Origin of the sequence: Actinoallomurus sp. NBC_01490 (assembly GCF_036227085.1) — a bacterium.
Classification (GTDB): Bacteria; Actinomycetota; Actinomycetes; order Streptosporangiales; family Streptosporangiaceae; genus Actinoallomurus; species Actinoallomurus oryzae.
Map to the genome: position 1 here is coordinate 1,759,131 of NZ_CP109433.1, position 19,627 is coordinate 1,778,757.

At 71.1% G+C, this 19,627-nt stretch carries 17 protein-coding genes; 8 read left to right on the forward strand and 9 right to left on the reverse strand.

Going from position 1 to position 19,627, the window contains the following annotated elements; genetic code table 11:
* Positions 1 to 135 precede the first annotated feature (135 nt).
* Positions 136 to 1,602 carry an RNA-guided endonuclease InsQ/TnpB family protein gene (locus OG417_RS08865; RefSeq protein WP_329252408.1) on the forward strand — a complete coding sequence of 489 codons (1,467 nt, stop codon included), beginning with the start codon at positions 136 to 138 and terminating at the stop codon, positions 1,600 to 1,602.
* Between the two features lie 11 nt (positions 1,603 to 1,613).
* Here OG417_RS08865 and lysX read toward each other — a convergent pair whose 3' ends face one another.
* Complete coding sequence (gene lysX, locus OG417_RS08870) at positions 1,614 to 4,886, reverse strand: bifunctional lysylphosphatidylglycerol synthetase/lysine--tRNA ligase LysX (protein ID WP_329252411.1); 3,273 nt, start codon at positions 4,884 to 4,886, stop codon at positions 1,614 to 1,616.
* Positions 4,887 to 5,047: 161 nt separating this feature from the next.
* Here lysX and OG417_RS08875 point away from each other — a divergent pair, with 161 nt between their 5' ends.
* The 3 genes from OG417_RS08875 (at position 5,048) to OG417_RS08885 (ending at position 9,016) form a co-directional block, all read left to right on the forward strand.
* Positions 5,048 to 6,079: a serine/threonine-protein kinase gene (locus OG417_RS08875; RefSeq protein WP_442875667.1), complete on the forward strand. Its 1,032-nt coding sequence runs from the start codon at positions 5,048 to 5,050 to the stop codon at positions 6,077 to 6,079.
* Positions 6,080 to 6,133: 54 nt separating this feature from the next.
* Positions 6,134 to 7,792 carry a serine/threonine-protein kinase gene (locus OG417_RS08880; protein ID WP_329252417.1) on the forward strand — a complete coding sequence of 553 codons (1,659 nt, stop codon included), beginning with the start codon at positions 6,134 to 6,136 and terminating at the stop codon, positions 7,790 to 7,792.
* A 147-nt stretch (positions 7,793 to 7,939) separates the two neighbouring features.
* Positions 7,940 to 9,016 carry an ATP-binding SpoIIE family protein phosphatase gene (locus tag OG417_RS08885; RefSeq protein WP_329252421.1) on the forward strand — a complete coding sequence of 359 codons (1,077 nt, stop codon included), beginning with the start codon at positions 7,940 to 7,942 and terminating at the stop codon, positions 9,014 to 9,016.
* Between the two features lie 58 nt (positions 9,017 to 9,074).
* On the opposite strand, the gene OG417_RS08890 is transcribed toward OG417_RS08885, so the two are convergent.
* From OG417_RS08890 to OG417_RS08900, 3 genes are all read right to left on the reverse strand, one after another.
* Positions 9,075 to 9,644, reverse strand: a complete 570-nt coding sequence (locus OG417_RS08890) for a YbjN domain-containing protein (protein ID WP_329252423.1) — start codon at positions 9,642 to 9,644, stop codon at positions 9,075 to 9,077.
* A 74-nt stretch (positions 9,645 to 9,718) separates the two neighbouring features.
* Complete coding sequence (locus tag OG417_RS08895) at positions 9,719 to 10,387, reverse strand: response regulator transcription factor (RefSeq protein ID WP_329252426.1); 669 nt, start codon at positions 10,385 to 10,387, stop codon at positions 9,719 to 9,721.
* Positions 10,388 to 10,418: 31 nt separating this feature from the next.
* Complete coding sequence (locus OG417_RS08900; RefSeq protein WP_329252429.1) at positions 10,419 to 11,639, reverse strand: sensor histidine kinase; 1,221 nt, start codon at positions 11,637 to 11,639, stop codon at positions 10,419 to 10,421.
* 315 nt (positions 11,640 to 11,954) lie between these two features.
* On the opposite strand from OG417_RS08900, the gene OG417_RS08905 reads away from it, so the two are divergent.
* Positions 11,955 to 13,097, forward strand: coding sequence for an alpha/beta hydrolase (locus tag OG417_RS08905; RefSeq protein ID WP_329252432.1), 1,143 nt, complete (start codon positions 11,955 to 11,957; stop codon positions 13,095 to 13,097).
* Between the two features lie 74 nt (positions 13,098 to 13,171).
* Here the strand turns inward: OG417_RS08905 and OG417_RS08910 are convergent, their stop codons facing one another.
* Entirely contained in the window at positions 13,172 to 13,909 is a 738-nt protein-coding gene (locus tag OG417_RS08910) for a DUF427 domain-containing protein (protein ID WP_329252436.1), read from the reverse strand.
* 178 nt (positions 13,910 to 14,087) lie between these two features.
* On the opposite strand from OG417_RS08910, the gene OG417_RS08915 reads away from it, so the two are divergent.
* Positions 14,088 to 15,431: a cytochrome P450 gene (locus OG417_RS08915; protein WP_329252439.1), complete on the forward strand. Its 1,344-nt coding sequence runs from the start codon at positions 14,088 to 14,090 to the stop codon at positions 15,429 to 15,431.
* On the opposite strand, the gene OG417_RS08920 is transcribed toward OG417_RS08915, so the two are convergent.
* Entirely contained in the window at positions 15,405 to 15,674 is a 270-nt protein-coding gene (locus OG417_RS08920; protein ID WP_329252442.1) for a hypothetical protein, read from the reverse strand. The two genes, OG417_RS08915 and OG417_RS08920, sit on opposite strands and share 27 nt — an antisense overlap.
* Positions 15,675 to 15,750: 76 nt before the next feature.
* Here OG417_RS08920 and OG417_RS08925 point away from each other — a divergent pair, with 76 nt between their 5' ends.
* Positions 15,751 to 16,188 (forward strand): MarR family winged helix-turn-helix transcriptional regulator, encoded by a 438-nt coding sequence (locus OG417_RS08925; protein WP_329252445.1) that lies wholly within the window; start codon positions 15,751 to 15,753, stop codon positions 16,186 to 16,188.
* Between the two features lie 58 nt (positions 16,189 to 16,246).
* Here the strand turns inward: OG417_RS08925 and OG417_RS08930 are convergent, their stop codons facing one another.
* Positions 16,247 to 17,125: an NAD(P)-dependent oxidoreductase gene (locus OG417_RS08930; protein WP_329252448.1), complete on the reverse strand. Its 879-nt coding sequence runs from the start codon at positions 17,123 to 17,125 to the stop codon at positions 16,247 to 16,249.
* 107 nt (positions 17,126 to 17,232) lie between these two features.
* Between OG417_RS08930 and OG417_RS08935 the strand changes: the two genes are divergently transcribed.
* Positions 17,233 to 17,562 carry an ArsR/SmtB family transcription factor gene (locus OG417_RS08935; RefSeq protein ID WP_329252451.1) on the forward strand — a complete coding sequence of 110 codons (330 nt, stop codon included), beginning with the start codon at positions 17,233 to 17,235 and terminating at the stop codon, positions 17,560 to 17,562.
* Between the two features lie 43 nt (positions 17,563 to 17,605).
* On the opposite strand, the gene OG417_RS08940 is transcribed toward OG417_RS08935, so the two are convergent.
* Positions 17,606 to 18,382: a DeoR/GlpR family DNA-binding transcription regulator gene (locus tag OG417_RS08940; RefSeq protein WP_329252454.1), complete on the reverse strand. Its 777-nt coding sequence runs from the start codon at positions 18,380 to 18,382 to the stop codon at positions 17,606 to 17,608.
* 603 nt (positions 18,383 to 18,985) lie between these two features.
* On the reverse strand, positions 18,986 to 19,627 hold the full coding sequence (locus OG417_RS08945; protein WP_329252457.1) for a response regulator transcription factor: 642 nt from the start codon (positions 19,625 to 19,627) through the stop codon (positions 18,986 to 18,988).

Below are 19,627 nucleotides of genomic sequence, written 5' to 3' on the forward strand. Positions count from 1 at the left end.
CCTGACGACTGTAGTGGCGTCCGGCCCATGCTGTGTGCGCTCGAACACCAAGAGCCCGCGTGCCCCGGCTAATGCCGTAGCAGGCAACGGTTGCCCTGTCGGCGCGAGACTCGGCGGGCGTGTTGAATCTGTGCGGTGGGCTGGGGGCCGGGTTTTGTCGTAGGCACCTGTTGTAATCGCCTGGTGCCTCGACGTGACGTTGCTGATGGTGGTGCCCGGGTGGTGTTGCGGACCGCCCGGGTCGACCTGCGGTTGACTCCCGCGCAGCGGCGCCGTTGTTTCGAGTTGCTGGTCTCGGCCCGTGATGTGTGGGCGTGTGTCCTTGATATGAACCGGTGGCGGAGGCAACGCGGGCTGCGGGCGATCGTGGGCTATCAGGCATTGTGCCGGGAGCTGGCGGCGGCGGGGCCGGGCACGTTCGGGGAGTTGGACTCGGTCGGGGCACGGTCGGTGCTGCGGCGCTACAGCGACGCCTGGTTCGCCACCGCCAAACGCCGAAAAAATGGCGAGGAGACGGCGCGGTACCCGCGGCGGAAACGCCGGTTGATGCCGGTGCGTTACTACCACGGCACATTCACCCTGGAAGAGCGGCGGTTGCGCCTTCCGGTCGGTCGTGGGTGTGCGTCGTTGTGGGTGCGGTTGGCCCGGCAGGTCCCGTATGAGGCGGGACAGGTGCGGTCGGTGACGTTGGTGGCCGAGGGCGGCCGGTTGTTCGTCGACGTCACCGCCGAAATCCCCATCACCACCTATCCACCAGACCAGCAACCGGACCCGGGTCGGGTCGCGGGGGTCGATCCGGGGGTGATCCATCCGTTCGCGGTGGCGGGGCCGGATGGGGAGGGGCTGGTGGTGTCGGGGCGGGCGATCCGCGCCGAGACCCACCTGCACCTCAAAGACGCCAAACACCGGCGGCGCGCGATGGCGCGGAAGGCACCGAAACCGGGCCAGGCGGGGTCACGCCGATGGCGAAAGTACCGGGCCCGGCAACGCAAACTCGAAGCCCGCCACAAACGTCGGGTCCGCCAAGCCCAGCACGAGGCAGCCAAAACCGTCATCGACTGGGCGGTCGCACGCCGAGTCGGCACACTGGCGGTCGGTGACCCGCGCGGCGTCCTGACCCTCAAGGCGGGGCGAAGGCACAACCAGCGGGTCCAGGCCTGGAGGATCGGGCACCTGCTCCGGTGTTTGACCGATAAGGCCGAACAGGCCGGGATCGGCCTGGTGCTGGTGGATGAGCGGGGCACGTCCTCGACCTGCCCCGCCTGCCACCGGCGGGTTCCCAAACCCAAAGATCGGAACTTCACCTGCATCCGTTGCGGGTTCAACGGGCACCGCGACCTGGTCGGCGGCGCCAACATCGCCCGGCGCGGCCCGGGCGGCACCATCACCACCACGAGCATGTTTCCGGTGATGATCACGCACCGTCGAGCCGGACGACACCTCCCCGGTGCCGGACCGTCCCGGCATGACCCCAGGCGGTCCCCCCATCACGGCACCGCACCCGCGGTCCCCTGGCCGGCCGTGGCCCGCCCCACCAAAAGTGGGGAGTCGCTCGCCCCAGCGAGGATCAGCCAACCCCCTCCCCAACGAGGCAAATGTTGACTGACACGGCACTAAGATCCCGGACGCGTCAGGGGGAACGCGATGGTGTCGCGGATGTTGCGGCCGGTCAGCGTCATGATCAGCCGGTCGACGCCCATGCCCATGCCGCCCGCGGGCGGCATGCCGTACTCCAGGGCCCGCAGGAAGTCCTGGTCGAGGTCCATCGCCTCCGGGTCCCCGCCGGCGGCGAGGAGCGACTGCTCGGTGAGGTTGCGCCGCTGGACGATCGGGTCGATCAGCTCGGAGTACGCGGTGCCGAGTTCGAGGCCGAACACGATCAGGTCCCACTTTTCGGCGAGTCCCGGCGTGTCGCGGTGGGGCCGGGTCAGCGGCGAGGTGGTGGCCGGGTAGTCGCGGACGAACGTGGGCGCGCGCAGCGTCGACTCCACCAGCGTCTCGAACAGCTCCTGCGTCAGCTTGCCCTGGTCCCACTCCGGATCGTGGCCCAGGCCGACCCGGTCGGCGTGTTTCTGCAGCGTGCGCAGGGACGTCGCCGGCGTGACCTGCTCGCCGAGGGACTCGGAGACCGAGTCGTACACGGTGATCTCCTGCCACGGCTCGGCGAGGTCGTACTCCACGCCGTCGCGCACCACGACGGTGCCGCCGATGCCCGCGCGCGCCGCCGCGAGGACCAGTTCGCGCGTCAGCGCCGCCATGGTGTTGTAGTCGCCGTACGGCTCGTAGGCCTCCAGCATCGTGAACTCGGGGTTGTGCCGGACCGATACGCCCTCGTTGCGGAAGTTGCGGTTGATCTCGAAGACCTTGCCGATGCCGCCGACGAGCAGCCGCTTGAGGTACAGCTCGGGTGCGATCCGCAGGAACAGGTCCAGGTTGTAGGCGTTCATCCGGGTCGTGAACGGTCGCGCGGCGGCGCCGCCGTGCACCGGCTGGAGCATCGGCGTCTCGACCTCGAGGTAGCCGCGTTCGCGCAGCGAGTCGCGGAGGGCGGTCACGACGTCGCCGCGCAGCCGCAGCATCCGCCGCGCGTCGTCGTTGACGATCAGGTCGACGTACCGCTGGCGGACCCGCGACTCCTCGTTCAGCGCGTTGGAGGCGTGCGTCGCGGGCAGCGGGTGCAGGCACTTGGCGGTGAGCCGCCAGGAGGCGACGAGCACCGACAGCTCGCCCGTACGGGATGTGATCACCTCGCCGCGCACGCCGACCTGGTCGCCGAGGTCGATGAGCTGCTTCCACTGCCGCAGCGCCTCGGCGCCGACGGAGTCGGCCGTGAGCATGAGCTGGAGGTCGCCCGACTCGTCGCGGAGCCGTACGAAGATCAGCTTTCCGTGCTCGCGCGCCAGCACGACCCGGCCCGCGATCGCGACGGTCTCGCCCGTGTGGACGTCCGGCGCCAGGGCGCCGAACCGCTCGCGGACCTCGGCCGCGGTCGCGGTGCGCTCGAAGCCCAGGGGGTACGGGTCGATGCCGGCCTCGCGCAGGCGGTCGAGCTTGTCGTGGCGTACGCGCTCCTGCTCCGACAGCCGGCGCGCGGGCATGCGGGCGGCGTCCGCGGCCTCCTCGATCTGCTTGATCTTTCCGACCAGCGTGGGCGACGGTGAGGGCGTGTCCAGCCGCGGCTTGAACAGCGTCGGCAGGAACCCCTCGGCCCGCGCGGCGGCGAGGCCGATGCGGACCAGGTCGCGGCTCTGCGGGAAGCACATGAACCGCGGCGTCCAGACCGGGTTGTACTTGGCGTTGGCCAGGAACAGCGACTCGAGCTGCCAGAACTTCGAGGCCACCGACAGCAGCCGGTACAGCAGCCGCGAGATCGGGCCCGCGCCGATCGCCGAGCCGCGCTCGAACACCGACCGCAGCATGGCGAAGTTCAGCGAGACGCGCGTGACGCCGACCGCCGCGGCGTTCTCCGCGAGCTTGGCGACCATGAACTCGTTGAGGCCGTTCTCGGCGTCGCGGTCGCGGCGCATGAGGTCGAGGGAGAGCCCGGGCCGGCCCCACGGCACGAAGCTCAGCAGCCCGCGCCGCACCCCGGCGCCGTCGAACGCCTCCACCATGACGCAGCGCGCGTCGGTCGGGTCGCCCAGACGGCCGAGCGCCATCGAGAACCCGCGTTCGGTGTGCCCGTCGCGCCACCGGTCGGCGTCGGCGACCAGCTCGGCCATCTCGTCGCGGCCGATCGCGCCGTGCCGCCGGATGCGCACGGTGTAGCCGGCCCGCTCGACCCGGCGTACGGCCTGGCGCACCTGGCGCATGTCGCGGCCTTCGAGGTTGAACTCGCGCAGGTCCAGGATCGCCTCGTCGCCCAGTTCGAGGGCGTCCAGCCCGCAGCGCCCGAAGGCGGCGGCGGCGCGCTCGCTGGCGCCCAGCACGCCGGGGATCCACGCGTGCGCCCGGCACTCGGCGAGCCAGGCGCTGATCGCCGCGTCCCAGGCCTCCGGGTCGCCGAGCGGGTCGCCGCTGGCGAGGCTGACCGAGCCCTCGACCCGGTACGCGATGGCGGCCCGGCCGTTCGGCGACAGGATCACGTCCTTGTCGCGGCGGAGGGCGAAGTACCCGAGCGAGTCGCGCTCGCCCCACTCGGCCAGGAGGGCGCGGGCCGGCAGCTCCTCGTCCGGCGTGAGCACGGCGAGCCGCTGGCCGGGCCGGAACAGCGCCCAGACGGTGATCACGAGCAGGCCGCTGCCGAGGATGCCGAGGATGCCGTCGACCCAGATCGGAACGTCGACGTTGAGGTCCCAGCCGTTGTCGCCGGCGCCGAGGAGGGTCTGCAGCCCGGCGTAGACCAGGTGGGTCCAGGCGGCGCCGCGATGGTCGCGGTCGGTGAGGAAGACGAGGTTGGTGCCGATCACGCCGCCGACGACCAGGAGCACCGAGAAGACGACGAGCGCGAGACGCCGGTTGGCGCGGTCCGGCAGCGCGTAGAACTCCTGGCGGGCGGCGACGAGCAGCGCGACGACGAGGCCGAAGGCGCCCGCCGTGATGAGCTCGCCCGACCCGCCCCAGTCCGACAGCCCGGCGAGCGCCCAGACCGCGAAGAACAGCAGGAACAGCACGACGCTGATCCGCCAGGCGGCCTTCTTGCGCCGCCGGACGCCCACGGACACGAGGATCAGCAGCAGGCCGTACGGGAGGCTCGGGTACCAGCCGAAGTAATTGATGGAGCGGAGCACCCAGACGTTGAACATCCACTCGATCAGGCCGTAAGAGAACCAGGCCAGGACGGAAAGGATTCCGGAGACGCGGAGGTACCAGAACAGGACGGTCGGCACTGTCTCGACAACCCGCCGAGCCCACGGCCGCTCCGCGCCCGCCGCCTTCGTCGTCATCTCGCTCCTGAGGTCGCGCGCCATATTCTTTCTTTGTACCGGTGATTGGGTGAGCGTCAGGCCAACGGAGGCCTCGCGGTGGGTATCGTGGGCGAACTATGCCGGAAAACCCCCTTCTTGCGCAGCGTTATCGCCTGCTCACCGAGGTAGGCCGCGGTGGCATGGGAACCGTCTGGCATGCCCGGGACGAGGTTCTCGGCCGCGATGTCGCGGTCAAGGAAGTGATCCTCCCGCACGGCTTCTCCGACGAAGAGCGCGAGGTTCAGCACAAGCGCACGTTCCGGGAGGCGAGGACCGCTGCGCGGTTGAGCCACCCGGGCGTCGTCACGGTCTACGACGTGGTCGAGGAGGACGGCCGGCCCTGGATCGTCATGGAGCTGATCCGTGCCCGCTCGCTGCACGAGCAGATCAAGAAGGACGGCCCGCTGGAGCCCCGGCGGGTCGCCGAGATCGGGCGCCAGATGGCCGGCGCGCTGCGCGTCGCGCACGAGGCGGGGATCCTGCACCGTGACGTCAAGCCGAGCAACGTCCTCGTCGGCGGTTCCCGCGCGGTCCTCACCGACTTCGGTATCGCGCGGGCGCAGAGTGACGCGACACTCACCCAGACGGGCATGCTCATCGGTTCTCCGGCCTACATCGCGCCCGAGCGGGCGCGCGGGCGGGTCGCCGTGCCCGCTTCGGACCTGTGGTCGCTCGGCGTCACGATGTACGCCGCGGTCGAGGGCAAGTCGCCGTTCGAGCGCCCGGACGCGATGGCGAGCCTGGTGGCCGTGCTCACCGACGATCCCGAGCCGGCGCCGAACGCCGGCCCGCTGCGCCCGGTCATCGACGGACTGCTGCGCAAGGACCCGGCCGAGCGCCTGACCGTCGACGATGTCGCGGTGATGCTCGACCGCGTCCTGGCCGGCGACGCCGCGGCCGAGCCCGACGACCCGCCCGCGGACGCGCCCGACGGGGCCACCCGGCGGCTGCCGCCCAGCGTCCTGACCGCGGCGAAGGAGGCGGATCCGGCGCCGGCCGAGGAGTACGCCGACGACGTCGGCGAGGGTGCCGAGCCGCCGGCGGCCGTGGTCACGGCGCCGGACCGGACCGAGCAGATCGGCGCGTCACCGTATCCGATCCGTTCGATCGTTATCGTCGCCGCAGTGCTGCTTGTCCTTTTTGGCGTGTTCTTTTTCGCGACATTTAGCTGAATTACCCGGCCAACATGGCCGAACCGTCGCTGGCGGTCGGTATGGTCCTCAGCTATGCCGTTCGGGGAGGGTTCGGTGCTCGCGCGCCGCTATCGCCTGCTGAGTCAGGTCGGTCGCGGTGGCATGGGCCGAGTGTGGCGCGCGCACGATGACCTGCTGCACCGCGAGGTGGCGGTCAAAGAGGTCATCTTTCCGCCGGGGCTGACGGACTCCGACCGCGAGGTGCTCGTCGAGCGCACCCTGCGCGAGGCCCGGTCGGCCGCCCGGCTGTCCCACCCCGGCATCGTGACCGTCCACGACGTGGTCGAGGAGGACGACCGCCCGTGGATCGTCATGGAGCTCGTACGCGCGCGGTCGCTCCAGGAGGTCATCGACGACGACGGCCGGCTCCCGGCCGTGCAGGTGGCCGAGATCGGGTCGCAGATGCTCGCCGCGCTGCGCGTGGCACACGCCGCCGGGGTTCTGCACCGCGACGTCAAGCCCGCCAACGTGCTGCTCGACTCCAGCGCGGACGGCGCCACCCGCGTCGTGATCACCGACTTCGGCATCGCCCGGGTGGCGGGCGACGCCACCCTCACCCAGACCGGCCTGGTCCTCGGCTCTCCCGCCTACATCGCGCCCGAGCGCGCCCGCGGCGAGGGGGCGAGCCCGGCCTCCGACCTGTGGGCGCTCGGCGCGACGCTCTACGCAGCCTGCGAGGGCCGCAGCCCGCACGACCGCGTCGAGGCGATGGCGGCGCTGGCCGCCGTGCTGCACGAGCAGGCCCCGCCGCCGCAGTACGCGGGCCCGCTCGGGCCCGTGCTCATGGGCCTGCTGGTCAAGGAGCCGGCCGAGCGGATGACGGCCGAACAGGCCGCCGCCGACCTCGCTCGCGCCGCGCGTGGCGAGATGCCCGCCTCGGGCGAGCCGGCGCTTTCCGGGCCCGGCTCCACGGTTCGCGTGCCCCACCCGACGACCCCGGCGGAGCCGGCTCCGCGGGGAGAGCACGCGACCGAGCACGCGTTCGGCGCGCCCGCGCCGGGCCCCGGGGCAGTGCCGGGCCCCGCGCCCGTGCCGGGCCCTGGTGGCAAGGCCGCGAACGGCCGCTCGAAGGTGTGGTTGATCGTCGTGGCCGCCGTGCTCGTGGTGGTGGCGGTGGCCGCCACGGCCGTGCTCCTGACGCACCGTTCCGCCGGTGATACGACGCCGCCACCCACCCCCACGCCGACGACCACCAAGCCGACGGCTCCGACGCACACGCCGACGCCGACGCCCGGCCCGACCGTGCCGGCCGGATACCACCGCTCCACCGGCCCGGCGGGCTCCTCGATCGCCGTACCCGCCGGCTGGACCCGTCAGGCGCGCGAGAACTCGGTCCTGTGGAAGCAGCCTTCCACCGGCGCCTACATCCAGGTCGACGCGATCCCCTGGGGCGTCTCGGATCCCGTGGAGCACTGGCGGGTCTTCGAGCACGAGGTGCAGGCCAAGAACGTCCTTCCCGGCTTCCAGGAGATACGCCTCAGCGACCGCTTCCCCGCGCGCGGCTGGTCCGCCAGCGATCTGGAGTACACCTGGAACACCCGCGACCATGGCACCATGCGGGCGATCGACCGCGGGTTCACCGCGAACGGGCGGCAGTACGCCATCCTCGTCGCCGCTCCCATGGGCCAGTGGGCTCGCTACTCCACCGTCCTGGATGGAGCATTCGGGTCATTCCAGCCCGCTACGGGCTGACGGGCGTCACTCTCTGTAACCGGCCGTGGGGTTCCCGGGGTCTCGCGTCTCTTGTTTTCCTCACAATGTGTAATCAGGGGCTCGCGTTCTGTCACGATGGGAGCGAGAGACGTCGACCGAGCGGCACATCTCGCGAAGGGAGCTCCCGTGCATCCGATTGTGCGGGCGGCCTACCCGGCGGACCGGACCGCCGTCGCGCAGGCACGCCGGTTCGTCCGGGAGACGCTCATCGGGTGGGGCGCCGATGACGCGATCGACGACGCGGTCCTGCTGACCAGCGAACTGGCCACCAACGCCGTCATCCACGCCCGCACCCCGTTCGAGGTGGTCTGCCGGGCCGCCTGCGCGTCGGTACAGATCGAGGTGGTCGACGGCGATGCCGCGCACGTGCTGCCCGCGCCGGGCGACGGCGACGATCCCGACCGCATCAGCGGCCGCGGGCTCCTCATGCCCGTCATGCTCGCCACCGAGTGGGGCGTGTCGTACGCCGTCGGCTCGAAGACGGTCTGGTTCCGCCTGCGCACGCGGGCCACGCCGCCGTCCGAGCCGCCCGCGTACGCCCTGCCGCGGATCCCGGGCGTCGAGCACCGCCTGGTGCGCCGGGGCGAGACGTACGACGGCGCCCTGTACGACGTGTTCGAGGCGGCGCCGGACCGCTGGCGCTTCGCCCTCGGCGGCGCGTGCGGCACCGGCCCGGAGGCGGCCACCGTCACCGGCCTCGCCCGCCACGGCATGCGCCTGCTCGCCGCCGAAGGACACGGCGTCGCCGACGTCGTCACCCGCCTCAACCACGCCGTCGTCCGCGAGGGCGTCCACGGCCGGCTGATGACCCTCGTGCACGGCGAGCTCGTACGCCGCCGGGGCGCCGGCGTGCGGGTGACGCTGGTCTCCGCCGGGCACCCGGCGCCGCTGCGGCTGAGCTCCTCGGGCGAGGTGACCTCGGTGAGCGCCGTGCAGCTGTCGCTGGGCGCGGTCCGCGACGCCCGGTTCGAGGAGCACACCGTCGACCTCGACCCCGGCGACGCGCTGCTGTGCGTCACCGAGGGGAGCGCCGACGGGGTCGTGCAGGGGAACGGGGGCGCAGAGCCGGGCCCCGGCGCCGGGGCCCGTGCGGACGGCCTGGCGCGCCTCCTCGCGGGCCGTACGGACCTGACCGCCGAGACGGCGGCCGAGCACCTGTCCTACGCGGGCGACCTCGCCGTGCTCCTCCTCCGCGTCCTGTGATCCCCCTGCTCCACTGACGGAGCCCACGCGCTCTGAGAGCCCGCGTGGAGGAACCGCGCTACCGCGCGTTCCCATCCGGGCGGGCTCTTACGCCGGACTCGTCTCCGGGCTTCTCGTCGGCGGCGGAGCCGGGCTCGGGGTTCAGGCCGAGCCGTTCCACGAGCCATCTCTCGAACTCCATCGCGGCACGGATCGAGGAGACGGTCGACGACACGAAGTGCTCGACGGAGACGCCGGTGCCGATGAGCATCTGGTTCTCGCCGACGAGGCGGATCGTGCCGTCGTCGTGGGCGTGGGTGTAGACCTTGGGCCACAGGGTTTGGCGGTTCCAGTCGTCGATGGTCTCCAGGATTCGCGGCCTGGCGTCGGCGCCGTGCCGGCGGTCATAGAACGTCCGCACCGAGAAGACCTGCTGCTCGCCCTCGCCGCGGAACATGAAGTACGTCCGGAACGTCGTCCACGGCGCCCCGAGGTCACCCTCGTCATCGACGAAGTACTTCAGCTCCATCTGCTCCAGGAGCTCCTTGACCATTTCCCGGTCGGGAATGACGGGGCCGGTCGGGCCCGCCCACTGCTGCGGCTCCGCGTTGCCTCCGGGATTCGGAATCGAAGACGGATCGATGCTCACGCTTGGTCCCCTCGTACGGAATGCCGCCATTGTGTCCCACGCCCGAAGGCCGCCTGATCGTTTTCGGCGAATGTCTAGTCCAGCCAGCCGGGCTTGACCAGGCCGGTCTCGTAGGCGATGACGACGAGCTGGGCGCGGTCGCGGGCGTGGAGCTTGATCATGGCGCGGCTCACGTGGGTCTTGGCGGTGGCCGGGCTGACGACCAGGCGGCTCGCGATCTCCTCGTTCGACAGGCCCTCGGCGGCGAGGGCCATGACCTCGCGTTCGCGTTCGGTCAGGGCGGCCAGCGCGGTGGAGGCGGAGTGCGGCTTCTTCGCCTTGGCCGCGAACTCCGCGATCAGCCGGCGGGTCACCCCCGGCGACAGCAGCGCGTCGCCGGCGGCGACCTCGCGCACGCCGCGGACGAGCTCGGCCGGCTCGGTGTCCTTGACGAGGAACCCGCTGGCCCCGTCCCGCAGGGCCTCGAAGACGTACTCGTCCAGCTCGAACGTCGTCAAGATGATGATCTTGGTGTCGGAGAGCCGGCCGTCGGCCGCGATCCGCCGGGCGGCGGCCAGCCCGTCGAGCACCGGCATGCGGATGTCCATCAGGACGATGTCGGGGCGCTCGCGCCGGGCGAGGCGTACGGCCTGCTCGCCGTCGCCGGCCTCGCCGACCACCTCGATGTCCGACTGGGCGTCGAGCAGCGCGCGGAACCCCGCGCGGACGAGTGCCTGGTCGTCGGCCAGCAGTACGCGGATCACCCGTGGTCTCTTTTCCGGTAGGCGTCGGCTGTCATCGTGCCCGTGGCTCCTCACCCGGCTCCTCCTGCGCGGGTGCCTCGGCGGGACGGGGCACCGGTAGCCGGGCCCGTACGCGGAAGCCGCCGGCGTCCGTGCGGGGGCCGGTGGAGATCTCCCCGCCCAGCGCGGCGACGCGTTCGCGCATGCCCGGGATGCCGTTGCCGCCGCCGGGCAGGTCGCCGGGGGCGCCGCGTCCGTCGTCGAGGATCTCGATCAGCAGCCCGTCGTCGTCGTACCGCAGCCGTACGGTCGCCGTCACGCCGGGGCCGGCGTGCCGCGTCACGTTCGTCAGCGACTCCTGGATGATCCGGAACGCGGCCAGGTCGACACCGGCCGGCAGCGGGCGCGGCTCGCCGCCGGTCTCGGTGTGCACGGTGATGCCGGCGACCCGCGCCCGTGAGATCAGCCCGTCGAGACGCGCCAGGCCGGCGGTGGGCGAGCGGGGCGCGCTCTCGTCCACCTGGCGGAGCACGCCGAGGACCGACCGCACCTCGGTGAGGGCCTCCTTGCTGGCGTCCTTGATCGCGCTGAGCGCCGTACGGGCCTGCTCGGGGCGTTCGTCCATGAGGTGCAGCGCCACCCCGGCCTGCACGTTGATCATCGAGATGTTGTGCGCGAGCACGTCGTGCAGCTCGCGTGCGATGCGCAGGCGTTCTTCGCTGGCCTGCCGTCGTTCTTCCTCGGCGCGGGTGCGGCGGACCTCGTCGGCGCGCTCGCGGCGCACCCGGAAGATCTCCGCGCCGGTCAGCAGGACCACCAGCCAGGTGAAGACCGCGAGAGTGTGGCCCAACGTCCAGTACGCGAGCCGGAACGGGCCGAACGGCGTGAACAGGCTCACCACGGCGAGCACGCCGAGCGCGCCGCTCGGGATCGCGTACGTGAGCGCGCGGCGCCCGGCGGTCACCGCCGCGACGATCGCGATGACCGGGCTGAGGAAGACCGGGCCGAAGGTGTACCCGCGCAGAAGGTAGAGCACGGTGGCCGCCATCACCACGGCGAGTGTGGTCGTGGGGTAACGGCGACGGAAAAGGAGGGCGAGGGGCCCCGTGGCCAGCAGCGCGTACGCCGGCGGGTCGAGCAGCATGTGGGGGTACCGCATGTGGGCGTCGGCGCCCGACGACCCCATGAGCTGGAGGAAGCCGGCGATGATCGGCACGACGAAGACGGGGAGGTCCCTGGGCCGCCATCGGGCCGTCCCACGTTCGCCGGTCACATGTGAACCCTAGGAGGTCGAAGCGCGTCAAACATCGTGCACCGGTGGACATCGCGACTACGCCGCCGGGAGTAGCCACTCACTGACCTGGCATTTACCAGTCGTTTGCCGTCCATCCACAACACTGTGGGCCGGACGAGTGTCGCCATATTCGACAGGAGTGCCGGTCTTCGCGGCGACTCGGGCATGTGAGTGGGACGGGAGTGGTCGGTTTGACGGATACCGTAATCCGGCCGGGACGCGCGCGCGTCCCTTCCCCTTCCTGAGCCCTGGCGCGTTCCCGCCGGGAACGGGCCGGATCCTGAGAGGACATCGGTGGGACTGACGAGCGGGGTCCTCCTCGCCTTTCTGATCTTGGTGGCCGTCGGTCTGGGCGCGGCCACGATCTGGTGGTGGCCGAAGTTCGCCGGGCCGGGACCGCGCATGCTGGCCGCCCGGCTCGGACTGTTCGCGGGCGCTCAGTTCACGCTGTTGATGGTGCTGCTGGTCGCGGTGAACAACTACTTCCTGTTCTACGCGTCCTGGTCGGATCTGCTGGGCACGAACCACCAGCCCGTGCGCGTCCAGGCCAACAACAGCATCGTTGCCATGAAGCCGATGGGCACGGCTCAGCCGCTCGCCCGCCAGGCCACCTCCTTCGACAAGAAGAAGTCCGATCCGGCGCACGACGGCCAGATCGAGCAGGTGCAGATCCAGGGCCCGCGCACCGGCCTGACCACCGACGCGTACGTCTTCCTCCCGCCGCAGTACTTCCAGAAGCAGTTTGAGAAGCGCCACTTCCCGGTGATGTACGACTTCACCGGCTATCCGGGCCTTCCGCAGCAGCTGGTGACCCGCCTGAAGGTGCCCGCCACCGCGGCCCAGGAGATGAACACCGGACTGGTCCAGCCGATGATCATCGTGATGATGCGGCCGACACCGACCTCGGTCATGCCCAAGGACACCGAGTGCACCGACGTGCCGGGCGGCCCGCAGGTCCTCTCCTTCTACACCCAGGACGTCGCCGAGGCACTGATGTCGACGTACCGGGTGGCGGCCAACCCGCACGCCTGGGGCGTGATGGGCGACTCGACCGGCGGCTACTGCGCGGTCAAGCTCGCGATGAAGGCCTCGGACCGGTTCACCGCGGCGGTGTCGATGGCGGGCTACTTCTACCCGCGCCAGGACTGGCAGACCGGCGACCTGTACGCCGGGAACAAGCAGGTCAAGAACGACAACAGCCTGATCTGGCGGCTCCAGCACCTGCCGCCCCCGCCGATCTCGGTGCTGGTCACCACCAGCCCGGACGGTGAGCGCGACTACGGCGAGGCGCGCAAGTTCCTGCAGGCGGCGCGGGCGCCGATGACGACGGACAAGATCCTGGTGCCGGGCGGCGGCCACAACCCCCGCACCTGGCGCCGCGTCCTGCCCAGCGCCCTGCAGTGGATGAGCCGCCACCTGGTGCACGAAGGCGTCTGAGAGCCCGCGCTCTAAGGCGGCCGGGAGGTCGCGGGCGGCTCAAAGCCACGAGCCGCCGCGGCCGTCCCGCCGGCTCACGACCAGGGCGACTCCGGGCGCTCCTGCGGCTCGCCGTCGACCTCGACGTCGGTCTTCTCGTTCCAGAAGCAGACCAGGTCGCGCACCGGCTCCGCCTCGCGGAGCGGCCGCTCGTACGTCCAGGCGATGTCCTCGCCGCCGTGGCTCCAGTAGGTCGCCTCGCCCTTGTAGGCGCAGTAGCTGGTGGTCTTCGACGGCTCCAGCAGGTCGAGGCGTACGTCCTCGCGCGGAAGGTAGTAGCGGACCGGCAGCCCCGTCTCGAACAGCATGACCGGGCGGGACGACTCCGCCAGCACCTCGCCGTTCCGGCTCACCTTCACGCGGCGGGAGCTCTTGAGGATGTCGATGCGGCTGTACGGGTCGTGCGGATGCCCGAAGACCTGTTCGTCCTCTTCGTACCAGGCGTCCATGGAGTCCCAGTAGAACGCGACGTAACCCTTGAGCCAGGGCGCGATCGGGTCCGGGTAGCCCCAGACGGCGTTCTCGGCCGTACGCCCACCGGCCGTCACCGTCCAGTAGGCGGCGTCGCCCTTCACCGGGCAGTGCGACGTGCGGTCGGTGCGCGTCAGCAGGTCGGTCCGTACGTCGCTCTCGGGGACGTAGTAGACGGGCAGGATCCCGGTCTCGAACAGCAGGCCGGCGCCGGTGGTGTCGACGATCGTCTCCCCGCCGAACTCGGCCCGGATCCGCTTGTGCACCGGCTCGAAGTACAGCAGGTGTCGTGGGGCGTTCACATTTCCGTTGAACACGCCCGCCGGCCGGCCCGACAGGGGTGCTCCAGGCAAAGTGAGGCTCATAGAAGCGGCAACTCCCGCCGACGGCTGAGCATTCCGTTCCCCTCCCACGCGTCCGGAAGCGGTCTTGGTCCGAGCGCCGGGTACGAGTTACGGTCCTTAGACGCGGGAGGAAAAGATGACTCAACGGCGAGTCAGCCGTCCGATCTCCGACACGGAGCTGATCTACAGCCCGGACACCTACGTACGCTCCGTGCCGTACGACGCGCTCACCCGGCTGCGGCGATCGACCCCCGTCGTCTGGGTCGAGGAGCGGCCCGTCGACGACTGGCCGGCCGGTCCGGGGTTCTGGGCGGTGCTGCGGCACGCGGACGTACGCCACGTGCTGCGCAACCCACGGCTGTTCTCCTCACATCTGGGCGCCACGCAGATCCGCGACGCCGAGGACCTCGACTACGTGCGCCGCATGATGCTCAACATGGACCCGCCGGAGCACTCCCGGCTGCGGCGGCTGCTGACCAAGGCGTTCACCCCGCGCGCGGTGGCGCGGCTGGCCGAGGGCATCGAGCGACGGGCCCGCGCCCTGGTCGACGCGGTGGCCGAGAAGGGCGAGGCCGACTTCGCCAAGGAGATCGCCGCCGACCTGCCGCTGCTCACGCTGGCCGACGTGTTCGGCATCCCCGAGTCCGACCGGTGGCTGCTGTTCGACTGGTCCAACCGCGTGATCGGCTACCAGGACGCGGAGTACTCCGTCAGCTCCGCGTTCGACGCCACCCAGGCGACCGACATGGCCCGCCGGGCGATCGCGCTGCGGCCCTCCGGCCCGGTGAACCCGCGTGCGCGCGCCGGCATGCCCGACCTGTACGCCTACGCCCACGAGCTGGGCGAGTACAAGCGGCGCCATCCCGGCGACGACGTGATGACCGCGCTGATGCACCACGTCGACGACCAGGACGGCACGGTCGCGGTCGAGGAGTTCGAGAACCTCTTCTGGCTGTTCGCGGTGGCGGGCAACGAGACGGTGCGCAACGGCCTGCCCGGCGGGATGTACGCGCTGCTGAAGAACCCGGCCGAGCTGGCCCGGCTGCGCGCCGACCGTTCCCTGCTCGACACCGCCGTGGAGGAGATGCTCCGCTGGTGGACGCCGGTGATGAACTTCCGGCGCACGGCGACGGCCGACACGGTCGTCGGCAACGTCCCGGTGCGCGAGGGCGAGAAGGTGGTCGTCTGGTTCTCCTCGGCCAACCGCGACGAGGAGGTCTTCGACCGGCCGTCGCGCTTCGACGTCGGGCGGGCCGGGGGCGACCACCTGACCTTCGGGCACGGCCCGCACTTCTGCCTCGGCGCGCACCTGGCGCGGCTGCAGCTGCGCGCGATGTTCGCCGCCGTCCTCGACCGCCTGGACGACATCGAGCCGGCCGGCGAGCCGATGCGGCTGCGCTCGAACTTCCAGAACGGCATCAAGCGCCTGCCGATCCGCTGGAAGCCGCGCGGCTCAGCCGCCGGCGACGATCTCCCGTAGCGCGGGCGAGCGCGGCTCGAAGACCTCCAGCACGCCGACGGCGGTCAGCGCCGGAAGCAGGGAGCGCAGCTGGGCGGCCACCGCCTCGTATTCGGCGGTGCCAGGGGCCAGCCGCTGGAGGTTCCTGGCGTTGGCCACGAACGCCGCGACCGTGCCCTTGCGGACGTCGACGCCGTTCATCGACGCGCGGTCCACCTCGTCCGGCAGGACGTCCTCGGGGCGTACGACGGATTCACCGGTCATGAGCCCTCCGTAGCGTGTGTTTTGCACGCATCTCAGGCTACCGCAAGTGCGTGCGCTTTGCACGTATGATCGGATGGTGACCACGCCCACCGAACGCATCGCCGTGGCCTTCGGGGCGCTGCTGCTGCGCGGCAACCGCACCCATCTGTACGACCGGCTCACCGCCGGGGTCAACGGCGTCGACAGCACGACCTATCCGGTCCTGTCGGGCCTGGCACGCACCGGCCCGACGACGGCGAGTCGCCTCGCCGACCTCGTCGGCCTCGACCGTACGGTGACGACGCGCTACGCCGGCCGCCTGGAGAAGGCGGGCCTGGTCGCGCGGGCCGCGGACGCCGACGACCGGCGCGCGACCCGGCTGTCGCTGACGGACGAGGGCCGGCGCGCGGTCGCCGCGTCGCGCGCCGGGTTGGAGGCGATCCTCGCCGAGGCGCTGGAGACGTCCTCGCCCGAGGAGGTCGAGGTCTTCGCGCGGATGCTCGAACGCCTCCGTGACGCCCTCCTGCCGGGCTGAGCCTCGTCCCCGGCGCGGGCACCGCCTGGAACGCCCCATGCCGTGCTCGCGACGTCTCTCAGGTCGCGGGCCGGGCGAGCGTCGCGGCGAGGCGGGACAGTCCGTCCGCGCCGTGGCCCACCTCCACCGCGCGCCGGAGCAGCGCCCGTGACGCGGTGAGCGTGCCGGTGTCGATGCCGTGGACCTCGGCGGTGGCGATGATGTGGTCGATCCCGGCGGCGGCGGACGCGATCGTGGACCGCTCGCCCGGGTGGACGCCCTCGTCGAGCTGCCGGGCGAACCGGGTCGTCATCTCCGGCAGCAGCCCGAAGATCGACTCGGCGTACGGCGCCAGCGCGCCGCCGGAGATGCCTTCGGCGCGGGCGAGCGCGAGGCCGTGGACGAGTCCGCCGACGGAGTGCCAGAAGATGTCGAGCAGGGCCATGTCGTACGCCGCCGCTCGGCCGGGATCCTCGCCGAGGTAGGTCGCGGTGCCGCCGAGACTCGCCAGTACGGGGGCCTGCGTCCGGTACGTCTCCTCCGGCCCGCTGTAGAGCACGAGGGCCGAGGGCCGTCCGATGGTCGGTGTCGGCGTCATGATCGTGCCGTCGAGGTACGCGATGCCGCGCTCGCGCGCCCAGGCCGCTCGGCGCCGCGCCTGCTCGGGGGAGGCGGACGTCAGGTTCACCAGCGTCCGTCCGCCGCCGAACGCCACCGGGTCGAGGACCGCGTGCACGGCGTCGTCGTCCAGCAGGCAGGTCACCACCAGGGGACCGGCGGCGACCGCCCCGGCGGCCGTGGCGGCTTCGGTCGCGCCACGGGCCACCAGGGGCTCCGCCCGGGCGGCGGTGCGGTTCCAGACGGTCGTCGGATGGCCGGCGTCGAGGAACGCTCCGGCCACCGCCCGGCCCATCGGGCCGAGGCCGATGACGCTGACCGGGGTGGGTCGTTCGGACATGGAGGGCCTTTCGTTGGATGGTTGGGCGATCGTCAAACTAACATGACGGTTTGAGAAACGTCCAACAATCGAACTATGCTGTCCGGCATGAAGACGCGGGTGCGATGATGCGAGAGCCGTTCCATCCCCAGACCGAGGACATCGAGCTCGCCGCGGTCATGCACGCGCTCTCCGACCCGGTGCGGCTGGAGATCGTGGCCCGGCTCGCCGACACCGACGGGGAGAACTGCGGAGGCATCGGCGACGGCATCGACGTGCACAAGTCGACCCTGTCCCACCACTACCGCGTCCTGCGCGAGGCCGGCGTCACGCTCACCACGGTCGAGGGCCGGTCACGGGTGGTCCGGCTCCGCACCGGCGACCTGGAGACGCGGTTCCCCGGCCTGCTCGCCTCGGTCCTGGCCGCCCTCGGGCGCACCGCCTCTCTTCAGGACTGACCGCTCACGAGGGCGTCTCGCAGAGACGGATCGAGGGCGGAGCCTAGGCGCGGACGACCTTGATGCCGGCCTCCTCGTACGGGCGGGTGTCCGCGTGCTCGTCGGTGACGAGCATGTCGACCTCGCCGATGCCGCAGATCTTGGCGAACGCCCGCTCGCCCAGCTTGGAACCGTCCGCGACGACGACCACGCGCTCGGCGCGGACCGCCATCTGCCGGTTGATGCTCGCCTCGTCCTCGTTGGCGCAGGTCGCCCCGCGCTCGACGTCCAGGCCGCTGACGCCCAGGAACGCCATGTCCAGCGTCACCTGGTCGAACACCCCGTTCGCGAGCGGGCCGACCAGTTCGTACGACTGCGGCAGCGCCACGCCGCCGGTCAGCACGATCTTGATGTGCGGGCGTACGACGAGCTCGCCGGCGATGTTGAGGGCGTTCGTCACGACGGTCACCGCGGGGGAGGCGCCGTCGGAGGGCAGGTCGGCGCGGGTGGCCAGGGCGCGGGCCACCTCGGTGGTGGTCGTGCCGCCGTTGACGCCGACGACCGCGCCGGGCTCGACGAGGTCGGCGGCGACCGCCGCGATGCGCTGCTTCTCCGACGCGAGGCGGGCGCTCTTGTAGCGCAGCGGAAGGTCGTAGGTGACGGTGTGGGCCACGGCGCCGCCGCGCGTACGGGTCAGCATCTGCTGCTGGGCGAGCTGGTCGAAGTCGCGGCGGATGGTCGCGGCGGAGACGCTCAGCTCGTCGGCCGCCTCCTCGACGCTGAGCCGCCCGCGGCTCGCGAGCAGGGACAGCAACCCATTCCATCGCTCATAACGACTCATGAATCCTCCTTCGTCGGAGGAGTGATCAGGGACGCTGTGTTGTCGATTCGCTCACTGCGTTCGCTCATGAATCCTCCTTCGTCGGAGGAGTGATCAGGGACGCTGTGTTGTCGATTCGCTCACTGCGTTCGCTCATGAATCCTCCTTCGTCGGAGGAGTGATCAGGGACGCTGTGTTGTCGATTCGCTCACTGCGTTCGCTCATGAATCCTCCTTCGTCGGAGGAGTGATCAGGGACGCTGTGTTGTCGATTCGCTCACTGCGTTCGCTCATGAATCCTCCTTCGTCGGAGGAGTGATCAGGGACGCTGTGTTGTCGATTCGCTCACTGCGTTCACTCATGAATCCTCCTTCGTCGGAGGAGCGATCAGGGACGCTGTGTTGTCGATTCGCTCATTGCGTTCGCTCAGGAGTCCTCCTTCGCCCCACCTTGGGAGAGAGGAGGGTCTGGTGCGCGATCGACCGCTTCTCCCGTCCGTCCGCGTGCTCGCTCGTGGAGGCAGGGTGCAGGTCAGGGATTAGACCAGCTGCCGCCGATGAGCTTTACTGATCGTACATCCCTCGCACCGCGCACGAATGTGCATGAGCGGCTAATATGCCGAAAATCAGCCCAGCAGCCATTCCCCGGTGTTCACGCTGACGAGGCCATAGCGGGCGGCGGCGATCACGGCCTCACGCTGGGAATGCACGCCCAGTTTGGTCAGCACGCTCTGCACGTGGCTGCGCGCGGTACTCCGGGTGATCTTCATGGTGCGCGCCAGGGACGCGGTGCTCTCTCCGCGCACGAGCCGGGTCAGCACCTCGCGCTCGCGAGGGGTCAGGTAGTGCGCGAGCCGCTGCGCCTCGCTGCGCGGGCGTAGCGGCATGCGGGTGCCGGCGGCGGAGTCGACCACCACCTCGCCGGAGTGGACGCGGTCGAGCATCGCGACGATCTCGTCGGCCTGCTGGCCCTTGTGCGCGAAGCCGCACACGCCTCCCGCGAGCGCGGCGTCGAGCAGCTCGGCGTCCATCGATCCCGACAGCACGACGAACCGCGTCGCGGGCGCGGTGCGCACGAGCTCGGGCAGGCGGTCGAGCGCCGAGCCGCCCGGGAACTGCAGATCGATCAGGCACACGTCGGCCACCGCCGACGAGAGCAGGCGCAGCGCCTCCTCCGGGGAGTAGACCACGCCGACCACGTCGTGCCCGGCCTCGCCTAACACGAGCGCGAGCGAGTCGGCGAACACCGCGTGGTCGTCGCAGACCAC